This window comes from Azospirillum sp. A26, assembly GCF_042604635.1.
Classification (GTDB): domain Bacteria; phylum Pseudomonadota; class Alphaproteobacteria; order Azospirillales; family Azospirillaceae; genus Azospirillum; species Azospirillum palustre.
Genome location: NZ_CP170476.1, coordinates 224394 through 240141 on the forward strand (window position 1 = coordinate 224394; position 15748 = coordinate 240141).

The 15748-nt window shown below is 68.8% G+C and carries 16 protein-coding genes; 13 read left to right on the forward strand and 3 right to left on the reverse strand.

Annotation, left to right across the window (positions count from 1 at the left end; translation table 11 throughout):
- Positions 1-9: 9 nt before the first annotated feature.
- From ABNQ39_RS31950 to ABNQ39_RS31960, 3 genes are all read left to right on the forward strand, one after another.
- Positions 10-1110: an ABC transporter permease gene (locus tag ABNQ39_RS31950; RefSeq protein ID WP_376966128.1), complete on the forward strand. Its 1101-nt coding sequence runs from the start codon at positions 10-12 to the stop codon at positions 1108-1110.
- Positions 1111-1182: 72 nt separating this feature from the next.
- On the forward strand, positions 1183-2199 hold the full coding sequence (locus tag ABNQ39_RS31955) for an ABC transporter substrate-binding protein (protein WP_376966130.1): 1017 nt from the start codon (positions 1183-1185) through the stop codon (positions 2197-2199).
- A 163-nt stretch (positions 2200-2362) separates the two neighbouring features.
- Positions 2363-3121, forward strand: coding sequence for a GntR family transcriptional regulator (locus tag ABNQ39_RS31960; RefSeq protein WP_376967157.1), 759 nt, complete (start codon positions 2363-2365; stop codon positions 3119-3121).
- A 30-nt stretch (positions 3122-3151) separates the two neighbouring features.
- Here ABNQ39_RS31960 and ABNQ39_RS31965 read toward each other — a convergent pair whose 3' ends face one another.
- Positions 3152-3598, reverse strand: coding sequence for a methylglyoxal synthase (locus ABNQ39_RS31965; protein ID WP_376966132.1), 447 nt, complete (start codon positions 3596-3598; stop codon positions 3152-3154).
- Positions 3599-3834: 236 nt separating this feature from the next.
- Here ABNQ39_RS31965 and kduI point away from each other — a divergent pair, with 236 nt between their 5' ends.
- The 3 genes from kduI to ABNQ39_RS31980 all read left to right on the forward strand — a co-directional run bounded on the left by kduI (position 3835) and on the right by ABNQ39_RS31980 (position 5927).
- Positions 3835-4671 (forward strand): 5-dehydro-4-deoxy-D-glucuronate isomerase, encoded by an 837-nt coding sequence (gene kduI / locus ABNQ39_RS31970; RefSeq protein ID WP_376966134.1) that lies wholly within the window; start codon positions 3835-3837, stop codon positions 4669-4671.
- 45 nt (positions 4672-4716) lie between these two features.
- On the forward strand, positions 4717-5475 hold the full coding sequence (gene kduD, locus ABNQ39_RS31975) for a 2-dehydro-3-deoxy-D-gluconate 5-dehydrogenase KduD (RefSeq protein WP_376966136.1): 759 nt from the start codon (positions 4717-4719) through the stop codon (positions 5473-5475).
- 68 nt (positions 5476-5543) lie between these two features.
- Positions 5544-5927, forward strand: a complete 384-nt coding sequence (locus ABNQ39_RS31980) for a cupin domain-containing protein (RefSeq protein ID WP_376966138.1) — start codon at positions 5544-5546, stop codon at positions 5925-5927.
- A gap of 83 nt (positions 5928-6010) precedes the next feature.
- On the opposite strand, the gene ABNQ39_RS31985 is transcribed toward ABNQ39_RS31980, so the two are convergent.
- The gene (locus ABNQ39_RS31985; RefSeq protein WP_376967159.1) at positions 6011-6793 is read right to left on the reverse strand and encodes a GntR family transcriptional regulator; all 783 of its coding nucleotides are present in this window, start codon (positions 6791-6793) and stop codon (positions 6011-6013) included.
- Positions 6794-7139: 346 nt separating this feature from the next.
- On the opposite strand from ABNQ39_RS31985, the gene uxaC reads away from it, so the two are divergent.
- The 4 genes from uxaC to ABNQ39_RS32005 all read left to right on the forward strand — a co-directional run bounded on the left by uxaC (position 7140) and on the right by ABNQ39_RS32005 (position 12136).
- The gene (gene uxaC / locus ABNQ39_RS31990) at positions 7140-8540 is read left to right on the forward strand and encodes a glucuronate isomerase (RefSeq protein WP_376966140.1); all 1401 of its coding nucleotides are present in this window, start codon (positions 7140-7142) and stop codon (positions 8538-8540) included.
- 76 nt (positions 8541-8616) lie between these two features.
- Positions 8617-10140 carry a UxaA family hydrolase gene (locus tag ABNQ39_RS31995; RefSeq protein ID WP_376966142.1) on the forward strand — a complete coding sequence of 508 codons (1524 nt, stop codon included), beginning with the start codon at positions 8617-8619 and terminating at the stop codon, positions 10138-10140.
- Positions 10141-10182: 42 nt separating this feature from the next.
- Positions 10183-11172 (forward strand): DMT family transporter, encoded by a 990-nt coding sequence (locus ABNQ39_RS32000; protein ID WP_376966144.1) that lies wholly within the window; start codon positions 10183-10185, stop codon positions 11170-11172.
- Positions 11173-11215: 43 nt separating this feature from the next.
- Positions 11216-12136, forward strand: coding sequence for a sugar kinase (locus tag ABNQ39_RS32005; protein WP_376966146.1), 921 nt, complete (start codon positions 11216-11218; stop codon positions 12134-12136).
- Between the two features lie 19 nt (positions 12137-12155).
- On the opposite strand, the gene ABNQ39_RS32010 is transcribed toward ABNQ39_RS32005, so the two are convergent.
- Entirely contained in the window at positions 12156-12758 is a 603-nt protein-coding gene (locus ABNQ39_RS32010) for a TetR/AcrR family transcriptional regulator (RefSeq protein ID WP_376966148.1), read from the reverse strand.
- 73 nt (positions 12759-12831) lie between these two features.
- Here ABNQ39_RS32010 and bdcA point away from each other — a divergent pair, with 73 nt between their 5' ends.
- The 3 genes from bdcA to ABNQ39_RS32025 all read left to right on the forward strand — a co-directional run bounded on the left by bdcA (position 12832) and on the right by ABNQ39_RS32025 (position 15699).
- Positions 12832-13545, forward strand: a complete 714-nt coding sequence (bdcA, locus tag ABNQ39_RS32015) for an SDR family oxidoreductase (RefSeq protein ID WP_376966150.1) — start codon at positions 12832-12834, stop codon at positions 13543-13545.
- 250 nt (positions 13546-13795) lie between these two features.
- Positions 13796-14647 carry a GntR family transcriptional regulator gene (locus tag ABNQ39_RS32020; protein WP_376966152.1) on the forward strand — a complete coding sequence of 284 codons (852 nt, stop codon included), beginning with the start codon at positions 13796-13798 and terminating at the stop codon, positions 14645-14647.
- On the forward strand, positions 14644-15699 hold the full coding sequence (locus ABNQ39_RS32025) for a Gfo/Idh/MocA family protein (protein WP_376966154.1): 1056 nt from the start codon (positions 14644-14646) through the stop codon (positions 15697-15699). Before ABNQ39_RS32020 ends, ABNQ39_RS32025 begins: the two co-directional genes overlap by 4 nt.
- Positions 15700-15748 lie beyond the last annotated feature (49 nt).

The following is a 15748-nucleotide window of genomic DNA, read 5'->3' on the forward strand; positions in this document are numbered from 1 at the left end:
CGCCCCATCATGGTACGCCCCACTATGGCCCCCTGGCCGCTGGTGATGCTGGCCGCCCCGCTGCTGCCCTTCGCCACGCTCGACGGTGCCGCCCTTTATCTGCCGCAGCTTCCCATCGCGCTGGCCCTCTTCGCCCTGACCGTCGCGACGATCCTCACCCGCCGCCTGCCCGGCTCGGCACTGGGCGAGGCCCTGCTGCTGCTGGCCGGAGTCGCTGCCGCCTATGCCGCCCCGCTGGTGCTGCTCCACCAAGGCCACGCCCTCGCCCAGGCCGGCGGGCTCTGGCTCTATCTGGCCGGCGCCACGCTGCTGCTGTGGCGGGTGCTGGCCCTGCTGGCGGGCATCGCCGGTCCGGTGCGGCTGGCCGGCCCCGCCCTGTTCGGGCTGGCGCTGGTCATGCTGTGGGAGATCCTGACCCGCGGCTTCCAGGTGCCGACCATCCTGCTGCCGCCGCCAAGTCTCGTGGCAACCGCCTTCGCCGCCAATGCCGCCGATCTGTGGGACGATTTCCGCCAGACGGTGCTGATTTCGGTCCTGCGCGGCTATCTGATCGGCTGCGGCGCCGGCTTCCTCGTGGCGATCCTGGCCGACCGGGTGCCCTTCCTGGCGCGCGGGCTGCTGCCGCTCGGCAACCTCGCCAGCGCCGTGCCGGTGGTGGGCATCGCGCCGATCATGGTGATGTGGTTCGGCTTCGACTGGCAGTCCAAGGCCGCCGTCATCGTGGTGATGACCTTCTTTCCCATGCTGATCAACACGCTGGCCGGCTTGCAGAGTGCGGAGCGCATCCAGCTCGACCTGATGCGCTCCTATGGCGCGGGCTACTGGCGCACGCTGGCGATGCTGCGGCTTCCCTGCGCCTTGCCCTTTTTGTTCAACGGACTGAAGATCAACTCAACCCTGGCTCTGATCGGGGCCATCGTCGCCGAGTTCTTCGGCACGCCGGTGGTGGGGATGGGCTTCCGCATCTCCACCCAGGTCGCCCGGATGAATTTGGACGTGGTCTGGGCGACGATCGCCGTCGCCGCCCTGACCGGATCGCTGCTCTACGGTGCGCTGGCACTGGCGGAGCGGCATGTCACCGCCTGGCACCCGTCTTTCCGCAAACGCTGACCGACTTCCAGTCCTTCAAGCTTAAATGCCCTTCAAGCCAAACAAAACCCAGCCAGAAGAGGATCGAACGCGATGAAGACCCTTGCCTCCGCCGTCCTGCTCGCCGCCACCGCGCTCACCGGCCTCGCCGGCTGGGGGGCGCCGGCCGCCGCCGCCGATGCGCTGACGCTCCAGTTGAAATGGGTCACCCAGGCCCAGTTCGCCGGCTATTACGTCGCCGCGGCCAAGGGCTTCTACAAGGACGCCGGGCTGGACGTCACCATCAAGGCCGGCGGCCCCGATATCAACCCGACCCAGGTCATCGCCGCCGGCGGCGCCGACGTGATCGTCGACTGGATGCCGTCGGCGCTCGCCAGCCGCGAGAAGGGCGTTCCGCTGGTCAACATCGCCCAGATGTTCCAGAAGTCGGGCATGATGCTGACCTGCCGCAAGGACGCCAACATCAAGGATCCGAAGGACTTCAAGGGCAACACGCTGGGCGTCTGGTTCTCCGGCAACGAATATCCGTTCCTGGCCTGGATGAGCAAGCTGGGCTACTCCACCTCCGGCTCCAGCCCGGACGTGAAGGTGCTGAAGCAGGGCTTCAACGTCGATCCGCTGCTGCAGAAGCAGGCGGCCTGCATCTCCACCATGACCTACAACGAATATTGGCAGCTGATCGAGGCCGGCATGAAGCCCGACGAGTTGACCGTCTTCAAGTATCAGGAGCAGGGCGTCGCCACGCTGGAGGACGGCCTCTACGCCAGCGAGAAGTCGCTGTCCGATCCGAAGATCGTCGAGAAGCTGGCGAAGTTCGTCAAGGCCTCGGCCAAGGGCTGGGAATACGCCGCCAAGAACCAGGCCGAGGCGGTGAAGATCGTGCTGGAGAACGACACCACCGGCGCCCAGACCGAGGAACACCAGACCACCATGATGCAGGAGGTCGCTAAGCTGATCGACGGCGGGGCCAAGGGCACCGGCTATCTCGACCCGGCCGATTTCGACCGCACCGTCGGCATCCTGATGTCGGGCGCCTCGGCCCCGGTGATCTCCAAGAAGCCGGAAGGCGCCTACAGCCACGCGGTGTTCGACGCGGCGGCGAAGCTGTAAGGGGTCCTGTTCCGGGGGGTGGACGCTTCGCCGTGCCCGCTCCCCATCCCCACGCCACCCCCGAAAAATCCAGCGGCAAAAAGCTTCCCGCCCGCGGAAACGCAGCGATATATTAGTAGCTGCGGTCGAAGGCATGACCGCCGACGACATGAATGGGACGATTATGAACTCCAACGCGGGCGATACGAACATGGTGGCCGTGGCCGCACCGGTGCGCCGCCGCCGCCGCCGGCCCGCCAGCGCCACCGCAAGGCCCGCCCACCGCGGCGCCACGGTCTCGGGCACCATCTACCGCGACCTGCGCGACGACATCGTCTCCCTGCGGCGCAAGCCGGGCGAGCCGGTGATCGAGAAGGAGGTCGCGGAAACCTATGGCGTCAGCCGCACGCCCGTGCGCGAGGCGATGCTGAAGCTCGCCGACGAAGGTCTGGTGGAGGTGTTCCCGCAGTCCGGAACCTTCGTCGCCCGCATCCCGATCAGCGGCCTGCCGGAGGCCATCGCCATCCGCCGCGCGCTGGAGGAGGCCACCGTGCGCTACGCCGCCGAGCAGGCGAGCGGCAGCCAGGTGGCGCGGCTGCGCGCCAACCTGGAACTCCAGCGCGAGATGAAGGAGTCCGGCAATTTCGACGGCTTCCACGAGGCCGACGAGGCGTTCCACGCCCTGCTGGCGGAAATCTCCGGCTATCCCGGCTTCTGGGCGGTGACCCAGCAGGTGAAGCGGCAGGTCGACCGCTACCGCCACCTGACCTTGCCGGCGGCCGGCCGGATGGACAAGGCGCTGGCCGAGCATGGCGCCATCGTCGAGGCCGTCGCCGCCCGCGACCCCGACCGCGCGGTGGGCGAGCTGCGCCACCATTTGACCGACCTGCAGCTGGGCATCGCCGAGGTCCGGCGGAGCTATCCGCAATACTTCACGGAATGAGATTTCACGGAATGAGCGGGCGGGACGCGCTCAAACCTTGCGCGTCTCGTAATCGGTGAAGCTGGCGGCGCGCGGAGCATAGCCGCTGGCGAAATGGGCGGAGGAGACGATCATGTCGGCGGTGGCCTCGTTGCAGGCCATCGGGATGTTGTAGAGCGTCGCCAGCCGGGTCAGCGCCTTCACATCCACGTCGTGCGGCTGGGCGGTCATCGGATCGACGAAGAAGACCAGCAGGTCGATCCGCCCCTCCGCGATCATCGCACCGATCTGCTGGTCGCCGCCCAGCGGGCCGCTTTTCAACGGGGTGATGTCCAGGCCGGGATGGGCGGCGCGCACCTTCTGCCCGGTGGTGCCGGTCGCCCAGAAGGCATGGCCGTCCAGCGCGCCGATATTGGCGCCGATCCAGGCGATGAGGTCCGCCTTGCGGGCGTCATGGGCGACGAGGGCGATGCGCTTGCGGGGCTGCTGACTGGACATGACTGAACACTCCGGGCGAAGACCGTTCACTAATATATTACCTTTGAGGCCGACGCAACGCGGCCCCTCCGACCCTACCGCACTCCCCCTTCGGACCAGCGACTTTGTCGCACCCTCCGCCGCCTGAAATGTCCGGCACTCCATCATTAGAGCTTGCCCGGCTTACTAGTATATTAGTATGATGGCGCCAGACCTGCCGGGACGCCGGCTGCACAGATTTTAAAAGGACCTCTCCCATGAAAATCTCCGTCCGGCATGCCTCCCATCCCGACGCGGTCCGCGGCTTCGACACCGAGACGCTGCGCGACCATTTCCTGGTCCCGACCCTGTTCGAGGCTGACGAGACCGTCTTCACCTACAGCCACATCGACCGGTTCGTGGTCGGCGGCGCCATGCCGGTCGCCGGCCCGCTGAAGCTGGAGTCCTCCAAGGAAATCGGCTCGCCCAACTTCCTCGACCGGCGCGAGCTGGGCGTGGTCAATGTCGGCGGCGCCGGCCGCGTCACCGTCGACGGCGCCGTCTATGAACTGGCGCCGCGCGACGCGCTCTATGTCGCGATGGGCAGCAAGGACGTCGTCTTCGAAAGCCTGGACCGCCGCGAGCCGGCCAAGTTCTACCTGAACAGCACCCCCGCCCATGCGCGGTTCGAGACGATGAAGATCTCGATCGGCCAGGCCAAGGCCGTGCATCTCGGCGACCCGGCCCAGTCGAACGAGCGCACCATCTACCAGATGATCCACCCGGACGTGGTCCGCACCGCGCAGCTGGTGCTGGGCATGACGGTGCTGAAGCCGAACAACATGTGGAACACGATGCCGTGCCACACCCATGACCGGCGCTGCGAGGTCTATTTTTACTTCGATCTGCCGGAAGAGGCGCGCGTCGTCCACCTGATGGGCGAGCCGGAGCAGACCCGCCACATCGTGGTCGCCAACGAGCAGGCGGTGATCTCGCCGCCCTGGTCGATCCATTCCGGCGTCGGCACCCGCAACTACACCTTCATCTGGGCGATGGGCGGCGACAACCAGGACTTCACGGACATGGACTTCATCGCCATGGACCGCCTGCGCTGACGCGCCCCCCGATTTGAAACCAAACGATAAGAACGGGAACCGACCATGAGCATTTCGTTCGACCTGACCGGCAAGGTGGCGCTGGTCACCGGCGCCAACACCGGCATCGGCCAGGGCATCGCCGTGGCGATGGCCGAGGCCGGCGCCGACATTGCCGCTGTCGACGTCGTGTCGCTGGACGAGACCAAGGGTCTGGTCGAGGCGACCGGCCGCAAGTTCCTCGGCATCCACGCCGACCTGACCTCCATCGCCCCGGTCCAGGGGCTGGTGGAGGAGACGGTCGCCAAGCTCGGCGGGCTGGACATCCTGGTCAACAACGCCGGGATGATCCGTCGCGCCGATGCCGTCGACTTCAGCGAGGCCGACTGGGACGCCGTGATGAACCTCAACATCAAGACGGTGTTCTTCCTCTGCCAGGCCTTCGGCCGCTACGCCATCGGCGCCGGCCGCAAGGGCAAGATCATCAACATCGCGTCCATGCTGTCCTTCCAGGGCGGCATCCGCGTGCCGTCCTACACCGCCTCCAAGAGCGGCGTCGCCGGCATCACCAAGCTTCTGGCCTGCGAATGGGCCGGCAAGGGCATCAACGTGAATGCCATCGCGCCGGGCTATGTCGCCACCAACAACACCGCTGCTCTGCGCGCCGACGAGAACCGCAGCGCCGAGATCCTCGGCCGCATCCCGGCCGGCCGCTGGAGCATGCCGTCCGACATCGGCGGCCCGGCGGTGTTCCTGGCGTCGGATGCCGCCGACTACATCCACGGCACCATCCTGCCGGTCGACGGCGGCTGGCTGGCGCGCTGAGACAAAGCAGCCCTCCTCCGCCCCTCACGGGCGGAGGAGGGCTTTTCCATTGGGGAGGAAACCGGACGATGACCACCGCAACGGCGACCGATGTGTTCCTGACCGCGGGCGACATCCCGTGGCAGGATCTGGGCGACGGCGTGCGCCGCAAGATCCTCGGCTACAACGACACGATGATGATGGTGCGGGTGGAGTTCGAGGCCGGCGCCATCGGCGCGCAGCATCGCCATCCCCATGTCCAGTGCGCCGTGGTGGAGAAGGGTTCCTTCGACGTCACCATCGACGGCCGCACCAAGCGGCTGAACACCGGCGACGGCTATATGGTGCCGTCCAACGTCCTGCATGGCGTGGTGGCGCTGGAGCCGGGCATCCTGCTCGACATCTTCACGCCGATCCGCGAGGATTTCCTGGGCGAGCCGGTGGCCTACGCCGCCGAAGCCGACACGAAATAACTCCCCCGGTCACGGCGCAGGCCGGTTTTCGGACCGGCCCGGCGCCCCTGCCTTTTCAGATCGGCCTTTTCAGATCGGCCTTTTCAGATCGGGTCGCCCGGCGCCGTGAAATAGCGCGGGTAGTCGCGGCGGATGTCGGCGACCGAGATCTGCAAATCGTCCAGATGGTCGTCCAACGCCTTGATGGCGGCGGCGGGGTCGTTCGCCGCCATCGCGTCGAGGATGGCCGTGTGCTCGGCGATCACCTCGGCGATGCGGCCGCGCACCGGCAGGGTCAGCAGGCGGTAGCGGTCGATCTGCACCTTGGTCTGCTGGATCAGCGTCCAGAAGCCGGGATAGCCGGCGATCTCCGCGATCAGCGCGTGGAAGGCCTCGTCGGCCTGATGGAAGCCTTCATAGTTGGCAGTTTCCTGCATCTCGCGCTGCAATTCCAGATTGGCGCGCAAGGCGGCGATCTGGCTGCGGCTGGCGCGTGCCGCCGCATAGCGCACCGTCGCCTCCTCCAGCGCCTTGCGGATGGCGAAGGCTTCCGGCAGGGCGTCCAGCGGGATGCGCGACACGAAGGTGCCGGACTGCGGGAAAATCTCGATCAGCCCCTCGTCGGCCAGCTTCAGCACCGCCTCGCGCACCGGCGTGCGGCTGACGCCATAGGTCTCGGCGATCTGCTTCTCGGCGATGGCGTCGCCGGGCTTGCGCTTCAGCGAGACGATCTCGCCGCGCAGGTCGCGGTAGATGCGCGACGCGACGGTGGCGGCGCGGCGCGGCGGGCGCACCGCCGGGGCCGGGACCGCGCTGCGGCGCACAGCTGCGGAGGTCAGGCCGCCTTCATCCTCTGTCGTCGCGACCTTCTTCACCGATGGCTCCATTGCGGCAAACATACAGATGTCGTGGGGTGGCGGTCCGCCACCCGCGAGATGTTCCTCATCCCCAGCAATCTACCCGCCCCTCTTCGTCAACGTCAAATCCATCCCCAGCTTTCCCTGCGGCCCGGCCTTGTAGGCCGGCCTTGCGGGCCGGTTTCCTTCCGGATCGGGTGCGGCGACTGGGCGCAGCCTTCACCGGCCCAAATGCCCCTCCGGCAGAACGATTGGGCTTGCAATCAGATCTGATATATTAATATTATACGGCCAGCCGGTAGGGACGGTCCCCCGCACGGACCCCGCCTTTTCCCCACCCTGCTTTTGCTCTTCTCTTGCAGCGTAGAGGCTTCCGATGCTTCACCCCGACCGTCTTTTCCCGAGCGACCCGACGCAACGTGCCATCGCGCGCCGCCTGTACGGCGAAGTCGCCGCCCTGCCGATCGTCAGCCCGCACGGCCACACCGATCCGTCCTGGTTCGCGCAGAATGAGGCGTTCCCCGATCCGGCGAGCCTGTTCGTCAAGCCCGACCATTATGCATTCCGCATGCTCTACAGCCAGGGAATTCCGCTGGAGCAGCTGGGCGTTCCGCGCAAGGACGGCGGCGAGACCTCGACCGATTCGCGCGCCATCTGGCGCCTGCTGGCCAGCAACTGGCACCTGTTCCGCGGCACGCCGACCTCGATGTGGCTGACCCATGCCTTCGAGACGGTGTTCGGCGTCACCGAGCGCCTGAGCGCCGCCAGCGCCGACCGCATCTACGACCAGATCGAAGAGTGCCTGCGCAAGCCGGAATACCGTCCGCGCGCCCTGTTCGAGCGCTTCAACCTCGAAGTGCTGGCGACCACCGAATCGCCGCTCGACCCGCTGGTCCACCACAAGGCGATCCGCGAGAGCGGCTGGAAGGGCCGGGTCATCACCGCCTTCCGTCCCGACCCGGTCGTCGATCCGGAGTTCGAGGGCTTCCGCGACAACCTCGCCGAGCTGGCCCGCATCACCGGCAAGGACACCGCGACCTGGGACGGCTACCTCGCCGCGCTGGCCGACCGCCGCCTCTATTTCAAGAGCTATGGCGCCACCTCGACCGACCACGGCCACCCGACGGCGGCGACCGCCGATCTGGCCCGCGCGGAAGCCGAGAAGCTGTTCGACATCGTGCGGCGCGGCGGTGCGACGGCCGAGGAATCCGAGCTGTTCCGCGCCCAGATGCTGACCGAAATGGCGCGGATGAGCCTGGAGGACGGTCTGGTCATGCAGATCCACCCCGGCAGCTTCCGCAACCACAACGACGTGGTGTTCCAGCGCTTCGGCCGCGACAAGGGCGCCGACATCCCGAGCGGCACCGAGTATGTGCGGGCGCTGAAGCCGCTGCTCGACCGCTTCGGCAACGAGCGCGACCTGACCATCATCCTGTTCACGCTGGATGAGGACAGCTATTCCCGCGAGCTGGCGCCGCTCGCCGGCCATTACCCGGCACTGCGCGTCGGCCCGGCCTGGTGGTTCCACGACAGCCCCGAGGGCATGCGCCGCTACCGCGAGATGATCACGGAGACCGCCGGCTTCTACAACACGGTCGGCTTCAACGACGACACCCGCGCCTTCTGCTCGATCCCGGCCCGCCACGACGTGTCGCGCCGCGTCGATTGCAGCTTCCTCGCCCGTCTGGTCTCCGAGCACCGGATGGAAGAGGACGAGGCCGCGGACCTGGCCGTCGACCTCGCCTACCGCCTCGCCAAGAACGCCTACAAGCTGTAACGGGCAAGCTGTGACTGCCCGGCCGCGCCGGACCCGTTCCGGCGCGGCCCAGCTTCCTTCTCAAGGACATCTTCCCATGGCATCGCTGACCATCCGCCTGCACCCCGCCGACAACGTCGTCGTCGCCGGCGCCGACCTCGAATCCGGCATCCTTCTGCCGGCAACCGAAGTCGCGACCACCGGGCCGGTGGCGGCCGGGCACAAGGTCGCGGTGCGCGCCATCGCGCTGGGCGAACCGGTGCGCAAATACAATCAGGTCATCGGCTTCGCCACCGCGGCGATCCAGCCGGGCGACCATGTCCACGTCCACAACATGGGCATGGGCAGCGATTTCGAGCGCGATTACGCCTTCGGCGCCGACGTCCACCCGGTCGAACCGATCCCGGAGGCCGAGCGCGCCACCTTCCAGGGCATCGTTCGCCCGGACGGCCGCGTCGCCACCCGCAACTACATCGGCGTGCTGACCTCGGTGAACTGCTCCGCCACCGCGGCGCGGATGATCGCCGACCATTTCCGCGGCTCCGCGCTGGCCGCCTACCCCAACATCGACGGCGTCGTCGCGCTCACCCACGGCTACGGCTGCGGCATGGCCGGCAGCGGCGAGGTGATGGACACGCTGCGCCGGACCATCGCCGGCTATGCCCGCCACCCGAATTTCGCCGCGGTGATCCTGCTCGGCCTCGGCTGCGAGGTGAACCAGATCGACAAGCTGATGGAGGCCACCGGCCTTGAGGAAGGCGCCCGCGTCATCCCCATCGGCATCCAGGACATGGGCGGCACCGCCGCCGCGGCCCGCGAGGGCATCCGCCGGATCGAGGCGCTGCTGTCGGAGATCAACGACGTCACCCGCCAGACCCTGCCGGCCAGCCACCTGACGCTGGCGCTGCAATGCGGCGGCTCCGACGGCTATTCGGGCATCACCGCCAACCCGGCGCTGGGCTATGCCGTCGACCTGCTGGTCCGCAACGGCGGCACCGCGGTGCTGAGCGAGACGCCGGAGGTTTACGGCGCCGAGCATCTGCTGACCCGCCGCGCCGTCCGCCGCGAAGTGGGCGAGGCGCTGGTCGAGCGCATCGGCTGGTGGGAGGAGTACACCAGCCGCACCGGCGGCGAGATGAACAACAACCCGTCGCCCGGCAACAAGAAGGGCGGCCTGACCACCATCCTGGAGAAGTCGCTGGGCGCGGTCGCCAAGGGCGGCACCACCCCGATGACCGCCGTCTACCGCTATGCCGAGCCGATCACCGACAAGGGCTTCGTCTTCATGGATACGCCCGGCTACGATCCGGTGTCGGCGACCGGACAGGTGGCGGGCGGCGCCAACGTGCTGTGCTTCACCACCGGCCGCGGCTCGGTCTTCGGCTGCAAGCCGACGCCCAGCCTGAAGCTGGCGACCAACAGCACCTTGTTCCGCCGGATGCCGGACGACATGGACATCGATTGCGGCGCCATCGCCACCGGCGATGCCTCCATCGAGGAAATCGGCCGCGCCATCTTCCAGCTGGTGCTCGACACCGCGTCGGGCCGCAAGACCAAGAGCGAGGAACTCGGCGTCGGCGCCGACGAATTTGCTCCTTGGCAGATGGGAGCGGTTATGTAAGGGGTCCGCCCCCTTAACCATGACCGTTGAAGAGCCGGCGCCATGCCCGACAGTTCCACCTCCCGCACCGATACCGACACCGGCCCCTCGCCGGTGAATGCGCCGCAGACCCCGATCCAGCCGACGGTCAATCCGCAGGCCGGATCCGGGTCCAAGGGCACGGAGCCGATGCGGGCGATCCTGCTGGTGGTGCTGGGGGTGGCCTGCCTGTCCTGCTCCGACGCCACGGCGAAATATCTCGGCCGGACCCTGCCGCCGGCCGAGATCGCCTGGATGCGCTATGTCGTCTTCACAGCATTGGTGATGCCGCTGGCGCTTCGCGGCGGTTCGCTGAACGTGCTGAAGACGACGCGGCCGGGGCTTCAAGTGGTGCGCGGCCTCGGCATGCTGGGCTCGGCGCTGTTCTTCATCATGGCGATGCAGCATCTGCCGCTGGCCGAGGCCGCGGCGATCAGCTTCGTCTCCCCCGTCTTCGTCACCGTGCTGTCGATCCTGCTGCTGGCCGAGAAGGTCGGCGTCCGCCGCTGGGCGGCGCTGCTGGTCGGGCTGGCCGGCGTCATCATCGTCATCCGGCCGGGGGCCGATGGGTTCCAGCCGGCCTCGCTGCTGCCGATCCTGACCGCCTTCAGCTGGGCCCTGGGGCTGGTGGCGACGCGCAAGATGACGGTGCAGGAGAACCCGCTGACCACCATGGTGTGGAGCGCGCTCACCGGCCTGATCGCCCTGACGGCGCTGCTGCCGCTGCATGCGGCGTGGCCGACCCCGTGGGAGATGCTGCTGGGGGCTTTCATCGGGCTGGTCTACACGGCGGCGCAATGGCTGCTGATCCTGGCCTACCGCCAGGGCGAGGCCTCGGTGCTGGCGCCCTTCACCTACGTCCAGCTGATCTGGTCCACGGCGCTGGGGTTCCTCGTCTTCGGCGCGGTGCCCGACCATTGGACCTTCGTCGGCACCGGCGTGATCATCGCCAGCGGACTCTACACCGCGCACCGCGAACGGATGCGGGCGCGGGAACGCCGTTCTATTGCCTGAAATGGGATTTGCCGGGGCCATCCCCGGCTTGTGGAGAGGAAGCATGACCGACACGCCCAACCGCGTCGCCGCCCTTGGCGAATGCATGATCGAGATGTTCCGGCGGCCGGACGGGTCGCTGACCATGGGGTTCGGCGGCGACACGCTGAACACCGCGGTCTATCTGGCGCGTCTGGGCACGCCGGTCGACTATGTCACCGCGCTCGGCGACGACAGCATCAGCGACGACATGGTGGCGGCCTGGGCGGCGGAAGGCGTCGGCACCGGGCATGTGCTGCGCGTGCCGAACCGCCTGCCCGGCCTCTACCTGATCGAAACCGATGCCAGCGGCGAGCGCCGCTTCCTCTACTGGCGCGACCGGGCGCCGGCGCGCGAGCTGTTCGCCCTGCCCCAGACGCCGGAACTGTCCAAGGCGCTGGAGGGCTACGGCATCGTCTACCTGTCCGGCATCAGCATCGCCATCCTGGGCGAGCAGGGCCGCGAGCGCCTCTTCGAGGTGCTGGAGCGGGTGCGGGCGCAGGGCGGCAAGGTCGCCTTCGACACCAACTGGCGCCCGCGCCTGTGGCCGGACCTCGACACCGCCCGGGCCGCCTTCGACCGCATGCTGGCGCTGACCGACATCGCGCTGCCCGGCGTCACCGACCTGCGCGACCTCTATGGCGACGCCGATGCCGACGCCGTTCTGGCCCGCGTCCGCAAGGCCGGCGTCGCCGAGATCGTCCTGAAGCTGGAACAGCCCGGCTGCGTGGTGATCGAGAATGGCGAGGCGGTCGAGGTGCCGGCGCAGAAGGTCGCCACGGTGGTCGACACCACAGCGGCCGGCGACAGCTTCAGCGCGGGTTATCTCGCTGCCCGCCTGCGCGGCGAAGGTCCGGCCGACGCCGCCCGCGCCGCCCACACGCTGGCTGCCGCCGTCATCCAGCACCGCGGCGCCATCATCCCGCGCGACGCAATGCCGGTCTGAGCAGGTCCAGGCTCCCGGTTCAGCCTTCCGCCGCCAGTTCGCGGCGGAAGGCGCGGCCCGCCATCCGGGCGACGACGGTAAGCGCCTCCTCGCCCATGCCGTCGCGCGCCGCCGCCGACATTCCCTTCATCGTGATTGCGACGAAGTCCGCCAGCGCGTCGGCCCGTTCCGGCTGCTCCGTGGCGATGAAGTCGCGGATCGCCGACACGCCGGCCTTTCCCATCGTCCGGGCCAGTGCGGCCGCCTCCGGGTCGGCGCTGTTGCGCGCCCCGTCGAGCACCAGACAGCCCGCCACCCCGTTGCGCTCCGGATAGAGCCGCGCCGCCAGCAGCAGCGTCCGCTCGATCACCTCGGCCATGCCGCCGCCCTCGGCCTGCGCGCGGGCGAAGATGTTGGCCTCCCCCGCCGCATAGCGCCGCAGCGCCCGCTCGAACAGCCCGGCCTTGCTGCCGAAGGCGGCATAGAAGCTCGGCGGCTTGATCCCCAGCTCCGCCCCCAGCTCGGCGACCCCCACCGCGTCGTAGCCGCGCGCATGGAACAGCCTCATCGCGGTCTCGACGGCCTCGTCCACATCGAAGGACCGCCGCCGTCCGCGAGCCCCGGAATTTTCTGTAGCGGTCACTATATTTTCTCCTTGCGCAAATCCCTCTCCTGCATTTATATAGCGATCACTACATTTTATCAAGGAGCACATCATGGGTGAGTTCACCGGCCGCAAGATCCTGGTCCTCGGCGGCAGCCGCGGCATCGGCAAGGCCATCGTCCGCCGCTTCGCCAAGGCCGGCGGCACGGTCGCCTTCACCTATGCCGGGTCGAAGGACGCCGCCGAGGCGCTGGCCGCCGAAACCGGTTCGGAGGCCATCCGCACCGACAGCGCCAACCGCGACGCCCTGATCGCCACGGTGGCCGACCGCGGCGCGCTGGACGTGCTGGTCGTCAATGCCGGCACGGCGATCCTCGGCGATCCGCTGACCTTCGATCCCGACGCGGTCGACCGGATGATCGACATCAACGTCCGCGCGCCCTACCACGCGGCGGTCGAAGCGGCCCGGCGCATGAACGACGGCGGGCGCATCATCGTCATCGGTTCGGTCAACGGCGACCGCATGCCGTTTGCCGGCGGGGCCGCCTACGCCCTGACCAAGGCGGCGGTCCAGGGCATGGTGCGCGGCCTCGCCCGCGATTTCGGCGACCGCGGCATCACCGTGAACGCCATCCAGCCGGGTCCGACCCATAGCGACATGAACCCGGCCGACGGTCCGATGGCGCCCGCCATGCACAGCTTCATGGCGATCAAGCGCCACATCGACGCCGACGAGGTCGCCGAACTGACCGCCTATGTCGCCGGCCCGCATGCCGCGATGATCACCGGCTCGTTCCAGACCATCGACGGCGGCTTCGGCGCCTGACCGTCGGGGTCGATTGCCGTCGAAACCAAGCCCGCCCCGTCCCGGCCGTCATCCCCCGCCTTCGCGGGAGATGACGGCCGGGACGTTTTCTTCTGCACTCAAGCCCGGCTCCCCACCGGCCCACAGCCATGACGGGAATGAGGGCGCCTTTGTCACACCCGGATCCGAACGGGGGATGAGCGAAATTGCTTGCCGCGCTAGCTGATATATTAGTATTCTGAGGCATGTGCTTCTGAGGAGGCTGGACGCCATGCCATCGGGCAACCCGCCGGCCAAAACCGGTTCCATCGCGGCGACACCGCCATTGACCATGCCATCGACACCGCCGACCATGCCGGCGAAGGCCGCCGCGCTGCTGGTCCGCCCACCGGCGCGCCGGGACATGCGGCGCGGCCCGACCGCCGCCGACGCCATCCACCGCGACCTGCGGGCGGAGATCGTCTCGCTGAAACGCAAGCCGGGCGAGCCCATCGCCGAAAAGCAGATCGCCGAGGCCTATGGCGTCAGCCGCACGCCGGTGCGCGAGGCGGTGCTGCGGCTGGCCGACGAGGGGCTGATCGAGATCTTCCCGCAATCCGGCACCTTCGTCGCCCGCATCCCGCTGGGCGCCCTGCCGGAAGCCGGCGTGATCCGCAAGGTGCTGGAGCGGGCGACCGTGCGCTTCGCCGCCGAACGCGCCAGCCGCAGCCAGATCGCCGCCCTGCGCGCCTGCCTGGAGCACCAGCGCGAGGTCGATGCGGTGGGCGACGCCGACGGATTCCATCAGGCCGACGAGGCTTTCCACGCCCAGATCACCGAGATGGCGGGATATCCCGGCTTCTGGGGGATCATCCAGCAGGCCAAGGTCCAGCTCGACCGCTGCCGCCGCCTGACCCTGCCGGTCCCCGGCCGCATGCGCACGGTCATCGCCGAGCATGAGGCCATCGTCGAGGCCATCGCCGGCCACGACCCCGACCGGGCCGAACAGAGCCTGGTGCGCCATCTGGACAATCTGCAGATCACGGTGGACGACGTGCGCAACGCCGCCCCGCTCTATTTCTCCGGCAGCCTGACCGCCGACGTCGCTGTCGGGACGACCACCCTGGACGGAGCGCTTCGATGACCGGTTCCCGTCGCCGCATCGGTGTCGTCGGCCTCGGCATGGCGTCGGCGCCGCACGCGCAGAGCCTGATCGATCTGGCCGACCGGGTGGAGGTGGCGGGCTGCTTCAGCCCGTCGGCCGACCGCCGCGCCGCCTTCGCCGCCCGCCACGGCCTGCCGGAGGTCGACCGGCTGGAAAGCCTGCTGGACGACCCGACTCTGTCGGCCGTCCTGCTGCTGACCCCGCCCGACAGCCATGCCGCCCTGGTGGCGCGCTGCGCCGCCGCCGGCAAGCATGTGCTGCTGGAAAAGCCGTTGGACGCCACGCCGGAGGGCGCGCGGGCGGTGGTCTCCGCGATGGAGGATGCCGGGCTGACGCTGGGCGTGGTGTTGCAGCACCGCTTCCGCGCCTCGGTCGAGCGGCTGGCGGCGCTGATGCGCGACGGCGCGCTGGGCCGGCCGCTGACCGCGGCGGTGTCGGTGCGCTGGTGGCGCGACAATGCCTATTACGCCCAGCCCGGCCGCGGCATGAAGGCGCGCGACGGCGGCGGCGTGCTGCTGACCCAGGCGATCCACACGCTGGACGCCTTCGTCGGCCTCGTCGGCCTGCCGGACCGGGTCGCCGGATTCGCCACCACCAGCGCCCTGCGCAGATTGGACCCGGCTGTGGGCATGGACACGGAGGATGCGGTCGCCACGGCCCTGCGCTACGGCAACGGCATGCTGGCGACCGTGAACGCCACCACCGCCGTCTATCCGGGCTATCCGGAGCGGATCGAGATCGCCGGGACCGGGGGCTCCGCCGTGCTGGCCGGCGACCGGCTGGAGGTGCAGTTGGTCACTGGCGAGCGCATAACCGCCGGGGCGGACGGCGCCACGCTGGGCGGCGGCGCCGACCCGATGGCCTTCTCCCACCAGCATCACCGCGCGGTGCTGTCCGACTTCCTCGACGCGCTGGACGACGGACGCCGGCCGCGGGTGGACGGGCGCGAGGCGCTGAAGGTCCACCGGCTGATCGAGGCCATGCTTGCAGCGTCGGGCCGCGGCGAAACCGTGGAGGTCGGCACGCCCTGATCGGCAGCCCCACCGGAACTCCCACCGGCCGCAAGCGCGGCCTTGCGCA